The 15,929-nt window shown below is 48.8% G+C and carries 10 protein-coding genes; 2 read left to right on the forward strand and 8 right to left on the reverse strand.

From position 1 onward, the window contains the following. Positions 1 to 668: 668 nt before the first annotated feature. From OXG87_11805 to OXG87_11830, 6 genes are all read right to left on the reverse strand, one after another. The gene (locus OXG87_11805; protein ID MCY3870234.1) at positions 669 to 914 is read right to left on the reverse strand and encodes a hypothetical protein; all 246 of its coding nucleotides are present in this window, start codon (positions 912 to 914) and stop codon (positions 669 to 671) included. A gap of 827 nt (positions 915 to 1,741) precedes the next feature. Then, the gene (locus OXG87_11810) at positions 1,742 to 2,506 is read right to left on the reverse strand and encodes a hypothetical protein (protein MCY3870235.1); all 765 of its coding nucleotides are present in this window, start codon (positions 2,504 to 2,506) and stop codon (positions 1,742 to 1,744) included. Continuing rightward, the gene (locus OXG87_11815; GenBank protein MCY3870236.1) at positions 2,503 to 4,782 is read right to left on the reverse strand and encodes a Mov34/MPN/PAD-1 family protein; all 2,280 of its coding nucleotides are present in this window, start codon (positions 4,780 to 4,782) and stop codon (positions 2,503 to 2,505) included. The genes OXG87_11810 and OXG87_11815 overlap by 4 nt, the downstream gene beginning before the upstream one ends. Positions 4,783 to 4,790: 8 nt before the next feature. Beyond that, entirely contained in the window at positions 4,791 to 5,939 is a 1,149-nt protein-coding gene (locus OXG87_11820) for a metallohydrolase (protein ID MCY3870237.1), read from the reverse strand. A 327-nt stretch (positions 5,940 to 6,266) separates the two neighbouring features. Beyond that, complete coding sequence (locus tag OXG87_11825; protein MCY3870238.1) at positions 6,267 to 7,376, reverse strand: ImmA/IrrE family metallo-endopeptidase; 1,110 nt, start codon at positions 7,374 to 7,376, stop codon at positions 6,267 to 6,269. Between the two features lie 546 nt (positions 7,377 to 7,922). Then, positions 7,923 to 10,814: a ribonucleoside-diphosphate reductase subunit alpha gene (locus tag OXG87_11830; GenBank protein ID MCY3870239.1), complete on the reverse strand. Its 2,892-nt coding sequence runs from the start codon at positions 10,812 to 10,814 to the stop codon at positions 7,923 to 7,925. A gap of 651 nt (positions 10,815 to 11,465) precedes the next feature. Between OXG87_11830 and OXG87_11835 the strand changes: the two genes are divergently transcribed. Both OXG87_11835 and OXG87_11840 read left to right on the forward strand, forming a co-directional pair. Beyond that, entirely contained in the window at positions 11,466 to 12,629 is a 1,164-nt protein-coding gene (locus tag OXG87_11835) for a DUF2961 domain-containing protein (protein MCY3870240.1), read from the forward strand. 4 nt (positions 12,630 to 12,633) lie between these two features. Continuing rightward, positions 12,634 to 13,725 carry an NAD/NADP octopine/nopaline dehydrogenase family protein gene (locus OXG87_11840; protein ID MCY3870241.1) on the forward strand — a complete coding sequence of 364 codons (1,092 nt, stop codon included), beginning with the start codon at positions 12,634 to 12,636 and terminating at the stop codon, positions 13,723 to 13,725. Positions 13,726 to 13,782: 57 nt separating this feature from the next. On the opposite strand, the gene OXG87_11845 is transcribed toward OXG87_11840, so the two are convergent. Beyond that, positions 13,783 to 15,120, reverse strand: coding sequence for an insulinase family protein (locus OXG87_11845; protein MCY3870242.1), 1,338 nt, complete (start codon positions 15,118 to 15,120; stop codon positions 13,783 to 13,785). Continuing rightward, the gene (locus OXG87_11850) at positions 15,092 to 15,880 is read right to left on the reverse strand and encodes an insulinase family protein (protein ID MCY3870243.1); all 789 of its coding nucleotides are present in this window, start codon (positions 15,878 to 15,880) and stop codon (positions 15,092 to 15,094) included. The genes OXG87_11845 and OXG87_11850 overlap by 29 nt, the downstream gene beginning before the upstream one ends. Positions 15,881 to 15,929: the final 49 nt, after the last annotated feature.

A 15,929-nucleotide genomic window follows, 5' to 3' on the forward strand; every position in this document is an offset into this window, starting at 1 on the left:
AAGTACCGTTTTGCTGCGTGTGACCACTGTTTTGGAAGGTAGCCTTGTAGTCCATATTTGCATGACTTTCAACGTCTTCGTCTTCAAATATGAGCTTAGCCATATCACAACTCCTTTACTCTGTTCCTTTGTTCAGCGGGGAGATCCATAGATGCTAATTCTAAAGACATATATACTGCTTTAGGGGGAATACAGGCGATGCTTTTGTTGTGGGTCGCATTCTGCAAGATAGGTATGTCATACAAATCAAGGACAAGCATGACGAGGGGGACTCGTTCACTATATCCATGACTACCAGGTCAATGACTATGCGCCAGGTGGGGGATGTTTTAGGGAGAGGGGATGATCTTAAAGCGATACCCCCTGCCGCTTTAAGATATTGATGTAATTCTCTACATGCAACACAATATTTTGTTGTCCACTTAAAAAAATTACAAAATCTTGTAGTAAAAACTTACGTAGTATAGTAAGTAATCCTCTATATATCAACCTCAAAATGCCCATGTAACTGATGTTACACAAAAACCAACGCGGCAAACATATAGGCAAAGCGCATGTTAGATTCATAGGAAAGGCCGGACTACCCTTGTGAGCAATCCGGCCTCTTGGCTTAAAGTCGCCATCTAAATATAAAAAATAAAAACTCCAATATGCTATTGTCTATGCCCTTAAGGTTTGGAAAGTGCCAGAATGATTGTGATAGCGGTGCCGACGTTGGCAAGCATTCCAGAGATCAACAATGCGACAATCCATTTGAAATTGCTGTTAATTCGATTGTCCAGGCTGATCAATCGGTTTTCCATACGGGTAGATAATTCCCGTTGGCCCTGTTCAAGGTTGTTCAATCGCTCATTAATTTGCGTTTGGACGGTTTCCAAGCTGGCAACACGGCTTTCAATTGTTGGAATAGTCATGGGTTTTCCTAAATCAAACGCGATTGACATGCACCGGAGCGTGTTTCGAATTTTTTATTCCTAAAATTTTATGTATAACCTAAACATAGCGCATCTCATTGAGAAGTGCAAGGGGATTTCTGCGCCAAATTGGCATGAGTGAGACACATCCCCTATCTGCTCGCATTTCGGCCATTGAAGATTTACAACGCCTCAAACAGTTGCACCGCGCGGCGGTCCAGGTGTCCAATCTTGATGAATTTGAGCGCATGTTAGATTCATAGGAAAGGCCGGACTACCCTTGTGAGTAATCCGGTCTCTTTGTTAAAGCCGCCATCTATATACGCAAAGTTATCTTCCGTAGTACTCAAACATATACACGTACCATGTGGCGCGTTGTGGCCCTCTTCCTCCGGGAGCCGCGACACATCTCCGAATGCGTGCAATTTGGGTTTCCCTTCGTTGCGCCGCTGTCTTAGTACTATATCGACCAACAATCCGCCAGTTTCTAAGACTGCGATATCTGGATTCCCAATACCGTCTGCGGCCGATGGGATTCGTGGTGATTCCAACTCTACAAGCCATATTTATTCCTCCTATGAATTAAAGAAGCCCGAAAGTTTGATTCCTTCTCAGTATAGCCGTACCAATCAAGAGGTCTTTTCATCGGAGCTATGTGTCTCTTGCCCATAGTAATCTACCCCTTACATGGTCGGACAGATGCGCCCTGTGGGTTCTGAATTTATTAAAAAGGTATATTGGGAGCGCTGGGATATTGTTGATTTGTGTCCCAGATTGGACATGTAGCTGAGTTATCATTTTCCTTTGATGTTGTTTATTTCGTTCTATTACCGATCTGATTGAGACTTATCCAAATGATCGCATGCAGCAAGCAATTGTCGAGCATAAGCCTCAGCTGGTACACGTATCCAGTCTCGCTTGATTAGAAATAAAAAAAGGAGCAAGTGAGGAATGACAAGTATCCCAGTGATCTGTCCGTATATACCGATAGAATTCAGGGTAGATAGAACGTCACCCGTCCAGAGAGAAATGCACCAAATCAATAAGATTGTGATGACGATAATATCCAAGATAATCGCTATGGGCTTAAGGCCCCTTATATTTCGGTGAAACCCGTAATTGATGTTCTCCTGAAAAATCAGTCTGAAACGTTTGGGATCCCTTGTCTGGGTCAACAACCAAGTCGTAGCACTTTCATACCCATCATCAGCTTGAGCAAGGCTTTTTTCTTCCTCCTCTGGGGATGCTAACTTTAACTTCGGAACCTTCCGCTCCAAGAAGGCGCGGTACCGATTTTTCTCGGCTTGGGCAAGACGCGTGTCGCAATGTCGTAGCATAGCTACCGAAGGTTTACCTCCCCATTCTTGAAAGAGCGAGAGTTCCAATGCTTTCCCTCGATTTCGGCCAACATGGACCAGCAGCATTATGCTACCGCAATAGACCACCAATCCCCATATAGTGGACCATGTCGATTGAATTTCAGGAAACAGAGAGATACATAAAAAAATAAAAGGAAGTAGAGCTAAAAGCGCAGGACTAAGCCGAGTTTTTCGGTCATACGGATCACAAATTAGCCCACTGATATTACTCATTTATCTACCTCGTCAACCAACAGTGCTTGAAAACCTACAGGAGTACTTATCAAGAGAATCGATGGGCAAAGGCGTGATAGGTCAATAGCCTTTGCGGTTGCCCGGTCTGTCGAGGATGGGCCACTTACGGAAAGATGGCTGTGCCAAGTGCCGAGACAGTAGAGTGACCCCCCGACTGACTCTGAGTAGGTCCTCATCTGGCTACTTAATCCTTTGGTACCAAGAACAAATTCAGTAGCTGATCGTGTGCTATCCTCTGGCGCGTCCAAAACATCTACAACATTAACAATTTGGGATGCTTCCGAAAATCGGCCCATAAGCACACCACCTGTCTCGACCTTCGGGTGGCGTATTCTTTCTTGCTCAATCTTCGCCACTGCTCGCGGATGAATATGAACGCGCCATTTTCCCCCATTTATTGTATTCACGACTGTCACTGGCGAAATCTGGTGAACACACCATTCCAGACCAATTCCATCTGCGGACAACTGACCTATAAGAATCTCACCACCGGTATTAGGCAATCCGCCGCGCTGCTTTGCCAGTAAGTATTCAGACATTCCAGCAGCAAATAGTGACAAGCGGCCATCCGACATAGTCATCGTCAGAGAGCCGCAACCTTGACCAATGCTTTGGCGTGACATCGCGTCATCACTTCTGAATACGATATGCGCTAAGTCTGGATCTTCTTGCAGGATTCCGTAGCATTCAGCTATCAAATCGGCGGTGTTTGGATTTCGGTCTGGTCCCTCGGTCGTAATTATTCCGACAATGCCACCTGCAAACAAGGAAGTCTCAATAACCCGCGTGGTTAGCGATTGGGTTGATACAAGAGCTTGACGGACGGCCAAAGATGCTGTTGCGTTTACAATCGCCCATGAATCCTTTGAACAGACACGTCGCACCTTAGTTTTGGATTTCAATAGGTCGATAACATTTGCCATAATCGGTGTTGCTTTCTGATCCAATCCGCTCAGTGCATCACACAGCCTTCTGGCCTTAGCATCCATCCCCAGAAGCTGCATACTGCCTGTCGTAGGAATAAGTGCATGCCGCGCCGCGTTGTGCGGTAACATTGGCGAGTTGTCCAGTACGGTTTCAGGTGCATATCCGGCTCGCGCAAGATGAAGTGCTAACTTTGATCCCAGACTGCCTGCACCGACAAGTGTCCAGCGCGGTCGTTCCGATTGTGCAGCATCGCCTGACAATTGAGCGAGGAGGGACCGGCTTACTGTGTGGATCTGCATGGATGGTCGTACTGATGTTTCCCCGTCTTCTAAGAATAAATCAGGGGTATGAATGTCCACGACATACGGACATAGCTCAATAGGGCTTTGACTTCCAATTACTTTGAACGGACGGCGTGCCATGAGTACAATTGCTATGGTGAATGGACCGGCTTTTTCATATCGCGACAGACACCGCTTTAGCCATTTGAGGCCATTTTCAAGTTCGCTGAGGCAACCGTACAGTTTAGCACGTCGTTTAAGTTTATCAACGTTATTCACTGTTTCAGGGAAATAAGAGTCGGTGACAATCAACTTACCTGACGAGAGCTTACCCGGCCAGACAATCAACGCCAGCGATTTGTTACAGCAGAGTTGCTGATCTAATGATTCCTCCCTAAATATCTTCGGCACTTCATTATGATTTACTTTGGGCACCGAGGAAGAAATCCTTCCATGAACAAAGCCTTTATAGCCATTAGAGATATTCCTCAAATATTCAAACTCAAAGAATCTGTGCCCACCTCTGCGATTTACCAATCCACGGAGTTTGTCAGCGTCAGCGACAATATATGACTCAAACGTATCGCGCCGGACGGGTTCCCACCCTTGTTCTGGATCCATAAGGGTAAGCATGGCAGCACGATTGAGCCAAACAGAAACCTGATTCAGAATACTGACCAATCCTTCTTGGTGAAGAAGTTCAGTAATATCACCATCGTAGATACAGGGAACAGGTCGCCCGGAAAGCAAATACGGCTGCATGTGAGGCAGATTGCGATTGAAATCCCGGCGTAATGATATGCTTGGAGGGCTGAAAGGAAAGTCTTTCGGGAAACCGAAACGCACCCCTTCTTTGAGCCTGACACCTGAAGGACTTTCCCCGGAGGGCCTCCAAGCATTCGGTAAACTAACATCAAACGTCGCATTGACGCTGGTTGTCCTCGTGGCTTTATCAAAAGATGAAATTGCCACATGACAAATAGCCGGATGGCCCTCCATCAAAGTCAATGCACGCCTGACAGCTTTACTGATTTTGACTTCTACCATTGTCAACCTCAACCGTGAGATAGTGGTTGCCGGCCTATGATTCCCGGAGCAGCAGTTCCTCCCATAAGTGCCGTCAGTAGCCGTGGTCCATAACTGCCTATTTCAAATTCCATCACATCGGGCGACTTCTCAGAAGGGTACTCGCCAGTGCATTTAAAAGCATCATCACCGTTCGCTATACTCACATACTCGCGTTTTGCTCGGATACACGGAGGATCGTTGTCATCATTCTTGATCGGGTTGCTGCTGGCCACAATCCTTGCGCCAGCGCGGGCCTGTGAAAGAGCGTTGCGCGCATCCTTACAAACTTTGGCATATTCGCCTAAGTCACTCCAACTATCGTAAGATAAGCTATGCCACGAGCAATGATGGGGTGTCAGCAGGATGTCGTAGGATAACCATTCTGGCCGCCAATAGTGACGTTGCCAGAGCCTTTCCCATATCGCGACTTCAGCATCTCCACCGGTCAGAAATCGACATTTATCGGAAGTCCCACCACCTGCTAAAGAGAACTGTAGAATGGTGCTGGAATTGTTCTTCAACAAAATGTCTTCGTCGTCATCCGACTTGGGGAGTGGTCCAAGTAGTCTTGCTGTCATTGACCAATCGTATTGGCCATTGATGGATGAGAAGGTTTCATCCACCCGAACAAGGATCGCATTGAGATCGTCAGTCTTACCGTTCTCGTCTTCACCGAGGATGAGGATACGGTTGCCGTCGTAAACTACTCCGCCACTATCACGGAATTTCTGAACACGTCGGCGTGCTTCGGTATTGAAAGCCTTGGCATCGTCGCAGAGGACATGGTTTCGTGATGCACGTCGAAACACCATCGGTGAGGACCATATCTCTCGAATAAATATCTTGTCAGTGCTTTTGGACCATTTGTCAGGAGGACCGAGATGGAAGTGTTTGGAAAGGCCGTTGCAGTGATCTTGGTCGGGATGACTGATCAGCAAGGCATCCACATATAGTCTGCCCGTAGAATCGCGTCCGAGACGTTCTCTAAGCATCTTGGCGACATCAGGAGTTTCGTCGTCAGGATCGTCTGCTGCTGCGCGAATATTCATATCGATCAAAATTTTTCGTCCAGACTCTGTCCCAATCAGAGTCATGTCACCATTGCCAACAGGAAACAAAGTGATTTTTGAGGTCATAATGATTTCTCCTCAATTAGAAAAGTGGTAAAATGAAAAATGAACAGAAACTTCAAGAATATGCGTTTTTATGAAAGCGATGGCTCTTAGGTGTCTAACTAACAATCATGGCTAACTCCTTATTTTTGCCTTGCGAGTAGGCTAAGTATTTATTATTTTTTAATTAACCTTGCAAGGTGGTTTGAGATTAGAGGGCCGTGTCTCTGCGAAAGACGCGGCCCTTTGCTTATTTTGGGGAAATATAATGTTTGTAAAGTGTGTCATCCCTTTTTTTAAGTCCTAATCAGTTTTTAAGACCACTGTTAAGACATCAAGTTCACTTATCATTTAGTCTTTATCTGTATTATCTGTCCATTGTAGCCGCACCTTTAATCTGTTCAGATGCGACTTCCAAGGAATACGATGTTCATGCTGGAGCCTTCCAACGATTATGCCTGGGGCTATTCCTTGTTCTTCGGCAAATTGCTGGATTATGCTAGCACTAAATTTGAAAGATTTGGTGAACTCTCTCCAGTCGTGACGAGATATCAAAAAATCGGTCGCCCACTTATCGGCTTCACCATCCAACTTAGTGATCTTCTTGTTGTTTAAATTTACGTTAATGTAAACATCCTTCTTGCTGTGAAACAGAATGTGTGCGGCCTCGTGGAACAGACTGAACCACAGTTGATCGTCTATCAGGTGGCGTACGCTCAGTTGAATCACGGCCTTGCGTGCCGACAGCCACCATGCGGCACCACTAAGTGCTGTCTTTGGCAGAGGCTTGACAATGGCCAGTGCTACGCCTGAATTGTTGCACAGTCTTTTGGCCTCCTCCAGTGCCTCGGCTATCGGCGTTCGCGTGAGTTGGCGTATCTGTCTCAGTGCGTGCTTAAAATTGGACTGGTTGTAATCGGCGCATTCTTCACGCATAGCTTGGATCTCGCCGAGCCTAAGCCATGTTGCCAGAGCTGACTCATCACTGTTGAAACTCGGAGAGTGGCGGTATGCGATGTTAGCAGTTCCGTACTTATCTTCCCAAGAATCCAACGATGCGACACCAAAGAAAAATAACAGCTTTGATACGGCATCTACATCAGATAATGGCCTGCCGATTTCGCCACGGTTCACCAATTCTCGAATAGGAAACCTCTTCGACCATTGAATATAATCCGCTAATTTTTTAGCCTCAGCCTCCTGCGCCTTGTGGAGCTGATAGTCAGCCTCGATACCGATCCATACGCTCGCAGCAAGGTTCAGCACCTTCTCGAACTGGAGCGCAGTCTCGGGGGCAATGGGAGCAATGCCCGAGATTATCTCACTAATGAGCTTAGGAGAGCGGCCGCACCGCCGGGCAAACTCGGCCTGTGAGATGCCCCAGGTCTCAAGATGGTCCTTCAGTACCCATCCCGGGGGAACTGCGTAGTCCGGTTTGTACTGATTGGTATGTGTAGTCATACCCTTCACTTCTTTTCAGTGGTAGTCAACCACTTCTAGAATCGTGATTACAGTTACCCGGTCTGTGTCAATCCCACCGTCTTGCCTGTACGGGATTGGATCATTGGCGGGCTTAAAAACTAGCTGGTAGGGCGGGACAAGATCAATCGCATATTGCCCTTTCCGTTTGCCCTTGAGTTGGTGTCTCCGTAGCGGGGGAGTGATGGGCACCATTGTCAGATTCCGGACATTCTTCAGAACAGCAAGGCGAAGCTTAATGATCAATGCCATATGGGCATTGTATGTCTGCTTGAGTTTCTTATCAGAATTGAAAGTTTTTTTTAGTTTCTGGGTCCGAAAGGTAATGTCCACAGTACCATCCTATTTCGTTACCATATAGGTAACAATATATGTTAAAGTGACAAAAAATTCAACCCTATTCGGTTGGATAATCACAAAAAATTCAACTTTACTCAGTTGGATGAAGCAGATTTAAGCTTTTTAATCCGCCTCATCCATGATTCAGACATTTTCTAATGCAGCGATCCCTATATCTCTCTGACTACCCTACTGACACGCCTCGCAGGTCCCGTCTGTGATATCGCATGACTCGGCTGTTGGTGCTGGTGTGGCAGGGGCCTGTTGGTGTACCTGCCCGTTGAGGGACGCGTCTGTTTCAACAGGTGCGTCTTCGCGTTGTACTTGCACATCGCTCGAAGCGGATTTGGACTGCATCCACCGGGGTTGGACGCCGCGTTTGTTGATGTCCATGGTGGATTTTTCGATCTGGGTCGCTGCCAGGGAGCGCAAGTAGTACGTGGTTTTCAGCCCGCGTATCCAGGCGAGTTTGTACATGTCGTCTAATGCTTTGCCGCTGGGGGCTGCAATGTACAGGTTCAGCGATTGGCCCATGTCGATCCACTTTTGCCGACGGCTGGCGCATTCGATGAGCCATTCAGGTGCCACTTCAAATGCGGTTTTGTAGAGGTCTTTCACATCTTGCGGTATGCGGTCGATTTCCTGGACTGAGCCGTCGTAGTACTTCAGATCATCTACCATCTGGTCGTCCCACAGGTCGCGCGCTTTTAAGGCATCGACCATGTAGGGATTTAATACTGTGAAATCACCGGACAGATTTGCTTTTACATACAGGTTGCGATACATCGGCTCGATGGATTGCGTCACGCCCGAGATATTCGAGATGGTGGCGGTCGGAGCAATGGCCATGACGTTGCTGTTTCGCATGCCGTGTTCGGCGACTGCCTCGCGCACGACATTCCAGTCCAGGCGCGCGGATGTATCGACTTCGAGGTAGGCCCCGCGTTCCTGCCCCAATACCGTCAGGGTATCGATGGGCAATATGCCGCGGTCCCATTTTGAACCGATGTAGGAGTGATATGTGCCGCGTTCTTCGGATAGGCGCGTTGAGGCGAGGATCGCGTAGTACGAGATCATTTCCATGCTTATGTCGGCAAAGTCAACCGCACCTTGCGAATCGTAGGGCAAATTCAACAGGTAGAGCGCGTCCTGAAATCCCATCACACCCAGGCCCACGGGGCGGTGGCGTTTGTTGGATGTGGCGGCTTCTTCTGTGGGATAAAAATTGATGTCTATTACGTTGTCCAGCATCCTGAGTGCTGTCGATACCGTGTCTTCCAGCAACTCGCGGTTGAGGCCCGTGGGCGTGATGTGCGCCACGAGGTTTACAGAGCCGAGGTTGCATACCGCGGTTTCTTCGCGGCTCGTGTTCAACAGAATTTCAGTACACAAGTTCGAGCTGTGGACAACGCCCGCGTGATCCTGCGGGGAGCGGATGTTGGACGGGTCCTTAAATGTGATCCAGGGATGCCCGGTTTCAAAGAGCATGGATAACATTTTTCGCCACAATTGCACGGCATCGATCTGGCGATGTTGTTGCAGTTCACCGGCTTCGGCTTTTTGTTCATACGCGGTGTATTTCTCTTCAAAGGCTTTCCCGTACAAATCGTGCAGGTCGTGGACTTCATCCGGGCTGAACAGGGTCCAGGATCCCTTTTCCATGACGCGCTTCATAAACAGGTCGGGGATCCAGTTGGCCGTGTTCATGTCGTGTGTGCGGCGGCGGTCATCGCCCGTGTTTTTGCGCAGTTCCAGAAAGTCCTCAATGTCCAGGTGCCAGGTTTCCAGATAGGAGCATACCGCGCCCTTGCGTTTTCCGCCCTGATTGACGGCAACGGCTGTGTCGTTCACGACTTTCAAAAATGGAATGACGCCCTGGCTTCTGCCATTTGTGCCGCGGATATAGGAATTTGTGGCGCGCACATTGGTCCAGTCATTGCCCAGACCACCCGCCCATTTGGATAATTTGGCGTTGTCGGATACCATTTTGAATATGTGTTCCAGATCGTCTTGTGCGGTTGACAGATAACACGAGGACAACTGCGGATGCAAGGTTCCGGCATTGAAGAGGGTGGGTGTGGCAGAGACAAATCGGAAGGAAGAGAGTACTTCGTAAAATTGAATGGCGCGCGCCTCTTTGTCGTCTTCGTCCCAGGCGAGGCCCATTGCCACGCGCATCCAGAAGAACTGCGGGGTTTCAATGCGGCGCTCGTTGACGTGGAGCAAATAGCGATCAAAAATGGTTTGTACGCCCAGGTACTCAAAGTCTTCATCGCGCTCGGGTTTTAATGCCGCAGATAGACGCTCCAGGTCAAATACGCGCAATTTGGGATCTAAACGGTCGTTTTCAATGCCCGTTTCAATAAATTTTGCAAATCCCTGCCGACAGGCTGTGTCTCTGTCTTCTATCGCGGGTTTGAACCCCAGGGCATGGCGATAGATCACGTTGAGCAGCAGCCGCATTGCGACTTTGCTATAGGCGGGTTCTTTTTCCACGCGGCTGCGCGCTGCCAATATCATGGCGCGTTCAATATCGTCGGGTTTGATGTCGTCGTAGAGGGAACGATATATCTCGTCGAGCAGGGCCTGGGGATCTACCTCGTCATCGCAAACGGCAAATACTTCGGTGCGAATGCGGTTGGCGTCGAGGGGTTCGCGCTTGCCGTCGGCTGTTTGTACGCGCAGTTTGGGCGCATTGGGGTCTTGGGGTTCTTCTTTGCCGCTGAGTACGCGGGCTTTTTTGTGGTCTTCTCGATAGACGATGTAGCGTCGCGCGACCGCAAAGTGGCCTGCGCGCATTAGCTGGATTTCGACTTTGTCCTGAATGCGTTCGACATCTACGCTGTCATCCGGCTCGTGCAGTTCCCCTTCAATTTCAGAAATAACAGCGTCGGTGAGTTCCGACACATCGGTTTCAATTTTGGGCGGCAATGAATGATCGTTGGACAAGCCCAACTCGGCTCTAAACGCCGCCTCAATCGCGCGTTCAATGCGCGCGCGGTCAAAATCCACGACCCGACCATCGCGTTTGCGAACCGCAAAATCAACCGCTTCCAGTAAAGTGTCAACAATTTCGGCCATGCATGCCTCCCAAATGCCAACCGAGAACCAATAAGAGCCAGCTCCCGCGCGTTCTGGCAGAAAAAACAAACCCATAACCGCTGCACAAAGATCGCAACGGGGAGGGTTGAAAAGATGAGCTTGGGGATGTGTTTCAAGACAACAAATCGGGAAAACATAAGGTTGGAAATCCCAATCGCAGAGGTGGGGAGAGACTGCGAATAATGGATTTGTCTTCCCGAAAAAAAATAACAACTTATCTGCAGAAAACAGGTAAAGGGGGAGAGTGGATGAATTTTCACTAACAACTGCAAGCACAATATATGGTGGTCTATGAAAAAAGTCAATACCAAATGTGCGTAAATTGTAGTTTTAGCAGTATTGTGTTGTACGTGCGTCCAATTGCCTGTATATGCGAGATTTAGAGCAAAAAAGCGGGGACTGGAGGAAACGCATTTCGCATGCACGACAGGGAAACAATAGATTTTTTTCGCGTATTGTTTTTTCTAAAAAAAACCCTTTGACGCGGTGGGTAAAATTCCGAATATTCTGGGCGTGATTAAGAATTAGGAATTAGGAATTAAGAATTAAAAATTAGGAGCGGTAGGCTGTACACGGAGTCATACCATAACTTAAGTACTTCTGACTACAAATCACTAACAAGGGGGAATGATGGACGCTCATTTGCTCGCTTCACTTACACAGACCAAAAAGGCCAGGACGCTGCGGGCATCGTCATGGGATAACAGTGGACGCAATGGCGATGCATGGATTATTGAGGGCGGCGAGACGTGCGTGTTGGCCGATCTCAAGGGACCGGGTTGTATTACGCATATCTGGATGACGCAAAGCGGGGAGGGTGCTTTTCGCAATGTGGTTTTGAAGATGTTTTGGGATGGTGAAGACGACCCGAGTGTCGAGGTGCCGTTGGGAGATTTCTTTTGTTTGGGGCACGGTATTTCCACGTCTTTTCAGTCGCTGCCCTTTTCCGCATCTGCCAATGCACAGCGCGAGAATCAGTTTGTGCCCAATGCCGCGCTGAATTGCTATTTGCTTATGCCGTTTAATCTTTCTGCGCGCATTGAGGTGACGAATGAGGGCGATGAGTCTTATCGACAATATTTTTATGTAGATTACGAGTTGTACGACGATCCCTGGGGAGAAGATACGGCGTATTTTCACGCGCAATTTCACAGAGAGAATCCCTGCGATGGCTGGGGGCATGAGATTCGCGTCAATACGCCAGAGGCGAATATTGTCAATGTTGAACGGCAGGCGTGGGATGGCAATTACGCGATTCTGGAGGCGACAGGGGTCGGGCATTATATTGGGTGCAATTTGTCGGTGACGAATTTTCAGGGGACCTGGTGGGGCGAGGGCGATGATATGATCTGGGTGGATGGGTACAAGTGGCCGCCGGAGTTGCACGGTACAGGCAGCGAAGATTATCTCAATCAGGCGTGGGGGATGCAGGATAATGCGTTTTTGATGAATGGGTCGTCGATTTACGAGCGGAATACGGGTGGGTATCAGACGTCTTATGTATTTCATTTGACCAATCCGGTGCGGTTTGAAAAGGAGATTAAGGTGACGATTGAGCACGGGCACGGGAATCATCTGGCGAATGAGATGGCGTCTGTGGCTTACTGGTATCAAAAGGAGCCGCATCGCAAGTTTGGGATTATAGATGTGGCACAGCGACAGCCGGTAGAGAAGTCGCGCGAGGGTGAGTGGGTTCAGGATAGCGCGAATCAGACGCCGCAGCGCGAGGTGGAATTGAATGCGGAGATAAGAGAGAAGAAGCAACAGTGGGCGATGAAGAGTGAGGAGAGATAGGACTATGTCTGAGCATATTACAATTTTGGGTGGGGGTAATACGGCGTTTGCTGCGGCTGCGAATTTGACGTTGAAGGGGTTTGGTGTTACGCTTTGCGAATTGCCGGATTTCAGGGAGATGCTCGATCCTGTGCGCGATAGTGGGGTGATTCATCTGGTGGGTGTTGAGGAGACGGGGGCGGCGAGAGTTCATTCTTTGACCACGGATATTGAGGCGGCACTGAATGCCTCGGATCTGATTCTGGTGATTGTGCCTGCGTATGCACATAAGCCTTTTGTGCTGGCGTGTGCGCCCTATCTGGGACCCGAGCATACGGTTGTGCTGATGCCGGGTACGCTGGGTACGCTGGAATGGGCGACGCTGTTGAGGGAACGAGGTGTGGCGGGTGTGACGCTTGCCGAGGTGGATACTGCGCCTTATGTATGTCGGAAGACTGCGCCGGATACGGCGACGATTTGGGGCACTGTGACCGGGTTGGGTCTTGGGGTTTTGCCGGCGACGGAGACAGAGCGTGTGCGCGAGCGTCTGTCGCCTTTTTTTCCGGGGATTCAGACGTATCCCACGGTGATGGCGTGTGGTTTGTCTGCGATGAATCCGGTTGTGCATCCCGCAGGTGTGTTGATGAATGCGGGGCGGATTGAGTATTCTCACGGGGAGTTCTATTTTTACGAGGAGGGGGTTTCCCCGTCTGTGGCGAAGACGATTATGGCTGTAGATGCAGAGCGCAGAGCGATTGCAAAGGCTTTGGGGTATGATCTGGTGGCGGCTGATGAGGCGTTTTATCGCGCGGGTTTTGGGCCGAAGGGGGATTTGTGGGCCGCGATTAATGGCAGCCGGATGTTGACGCAGCTCAAGGCGCCGGGGTCGCTTGAGAGCCGATGGCTGACGGAGGATATTCCCTATGGTCTTTCAGCGTGGCACGATGTGGGCGTGCAATACGGCGTGGATGCGCCGTTGATGCGGGGGCTGGTGGATATTGCGTCTGTGGTGATGGGTTTTGATGGGTGGACGACAGGGCGCAGCGTGCGCGAGTTGGGGATTGAGGGGATGGGGTTGGAGGATTTGAATGGGTTTTTGGAGACGGGAGAAGTGTGACGAAAGGAAATTCGATATATGTAAAAGCCCGTCTGCGCCTCAGCGGATGGGCTTTTTTTATTCGATCAATTCTTTGACATTGTGAACGCGAATATCGACTTCGGGCAAATGGGTGTTCAGTATTTCGATAATGTGATCCCTGGGGCCGAGGAAGATCATGATCATATTCTGCGGCACAAAGTATTTTTCGAGAAAGGTGCGCACTTCATCATCGGTGACGGCATCAGAGCCGCCTTTGCGGCGCGGTGATTTGTAAATGGCTCTGCTTACTTCGCGGTTGAGTCTCTGCTGCGGTGTTCTGTCGTGGACAAAAGATATATCGTCAGTTTCACGGTATTCTTTGAGTGTTTTCCAAAAGCGAGGGTTGTCGGGCAGGTTTTGGATGAAGTCGGCCATTTTTGTGATCAATTCTTCGCTATTATCGAGCTGGGGATCGGCATAAATGTCGAGATATCGGGCATTTTTTTCGGATAGATACTGGCAAGAAATTCCATAGACCAATTTCAATTCTTCTCTGAAATACTTATAGAGCAATCTGGAATTGGGAGATCGGCCAAGCGTGTTCGTTATCATGTTTGGAATATAATTTTCTTCACCCGTGTGGCCGCAGGGGATCATCCAGCGACAGAATACATTTTTTAAGTGTGAATAATTTTCAAAAATAAAAGCAGTAGGACCGACTTTGGTATCTGTTGATGGTAAATTGAATGAATGTACAAAGCCGCCCGCCTGCCCGTGCATCTTCCTTTCTTCTGTGAGGGGACGAAGAGCGTTCGCAATCGCGGTGGAGTCGCGGTCTGAGATGACCTTAAAGAATACCACGTTTGTTTTCAGGAGTTGATCCGCGTATTGTCTGACGTCGTCTAATGAGAGGTCATTTAGCGTTTTTAATGAGCGTCTTTTCATGATGCCAAGGGTTTGTGACAGTGCCAGATTTTTCATCAGTGTATAAGTTGCTCTTTTGATCTCATCTTTGTAATTGGCAGTTAGTTGTGATTTTACATATTTCAGGTCATACTCGGAAAACGCCAGGTTATATATCAGGTCGCGGACTATTTCTATTGCTTTGCCACTGTTCTCGGATAAGCCATAAATGGAGATGGTCTGGTATTCCGTGTAGGTCGTGACATTCAGGCGGATGCCCAGGGCTTCGAGTTGATCTATGTGCCCCTGTTTTTTTGCCGTCTCCCAAATCAATTTTTCGACTGTTGCTGCAAGGCCAATCTGCGAAGGGGAGTCCACACCGGTTCCCGCGCCGAGAAAGACAATCTCAATTTTGGTGAGGGGGGCGCGTTTGTCGATGCGATAAAAGATGTGGTGGTTGGGAATTTCGGCAAACGCAGATAGGGTGCCAAGTAGAACAAAACTAAGTATCGGGGTTAAAAATCGCTTCATTGAGTGTCACCTTTTGAGAAGTGGAGGAAGTCATCCTGGCCTTTCTCCGCCATTTTTTTATTCCCCATACAAGTAGCGCGACAATACCGCCTGATAGCGTTAGAAAACCGACCAATGCCAATACTATACCTAAATAGTATCCAAAGGTTCGGGGCTTTCGCGGAGCTGGTTCTCTTTTTTCTATCTCTGTGAGGGAGTGGGTGATTGAATTGTCATCTTTCAGATATTGATCGATGATGCGCGGAATATCTTCTGGGCGGATGGATTTAAGGTCTTGTATCAATTTTGGATATAGCAAGGGGTCATCGGCGTGGGCGAATGCGCCGCCAAATGAAGTCGCCATGCTTGAGCGGTTGTAAAATGCGGAATACAGGCTGGACAACTTCTGGTTTCGGGCGGCATTGAGTTCTGCATCAGAAATGGTTTTCAGATTCACCAATGCCACCTGGATCATGTCCTGGATCGTATTTCTGGATGTATTATGGGGCAGTTCTGCATAGCAAGTCATCAAGCCGAATCCCTTAAAGCTGCCTACTGAGACGCTGAAAGATTTTGCGAGCCGAGAATCGACCAGAGAAGCGCCCAGGGAATTTGAAGGCTTTTCCAGCAGACGTTCTATAATGAGCAGACCCGCATAGTCGCGATTGCCTAAATTGGGGGTGTACCAGCCCTTCCTGAATATGGTAAAGCTGAGATTGTTCGATGAGCGTTTTAATCTTCTTCCAAGTAAGTCCTGGTCGGGGAGTCGGCGAGCGTACAATTTACCAAAGCCCCTATGTCCTCGTCGGCAGCCCGGGTGCGACCCTCAC

It is taken from the genome of Gemmatimonadota bacterium (genome assembly GCA_026706845.1).
In the GTDB taxonomy this organism is placed as follows: Bacteria; Latescibacterota; UBA2968; order UBA2968; family UBA2968; genus VXRD01.

Bases quoted from the DNA above. Each gene is read 5' to 3' on its own strand.
- OXG87_11805 (MCY3870234.1), bottom strand. From the start codon at position 914: ATGACTATTCCAACAATTGAAAGCCGTGTTGCCAGCTTGGAAACCGTC.
- OXG87_11810 (MCY3870235.1), bottom strand. From the start codon at position 2,506: ATGAGTAATATCAGTGGGCTAATTTGTGATCCGTATGACCGAAAAACT.
- OXG87_11815 (MCY3870236.1), bottom strand. From the start codon at position 4,782: ATGGTAGAAGTCAAAATCAGTAAAGCTGTCAGGCGTGCATTGACTTTG.
- OXG87_11820 (MCY3870237.1), bottom strand. From the start codon at position 5,939: ATGACCTCAAAAATCACTTTGTTTCCTGTTGGCAATGGTGACATGACT.
- OXG87_11825 (MCY3870238.1), bottom strand. From the start codon at position 7,376: ATGACTACACATACCAATCAGTACAAACCGGACTACGCAGTTCCCCCG.
- OXG87_11830 (MCY3870239.1), bottom strand. From the start codon at position 10,814: ATGGCCGAAATTGTTGACACTTTACTGGAAGCGGTTGATTTTGCGGTT.
- OXG87_11835 (MCY3870240.1), top strand. From the start codon at position 11,466: ATGGACGCTCATTTGCTCGCTTCACTTACACAGACCAAAAAGGCCAGG.
- OXG87_11840 (MCY3870241.1), top strand. From the start codon at position 12,634: ATGTCTGAGCATATTACAATTTTGGGTGGGGGTAATACGGCGTTTGCT.
- OXG87_11845 (MCY3870242.1), bottom strand. From the start codon at position 15,120: ATGAAGCGATTTTTAACCCCGATACTTAGTTTTGTTCTACTTGGCACC.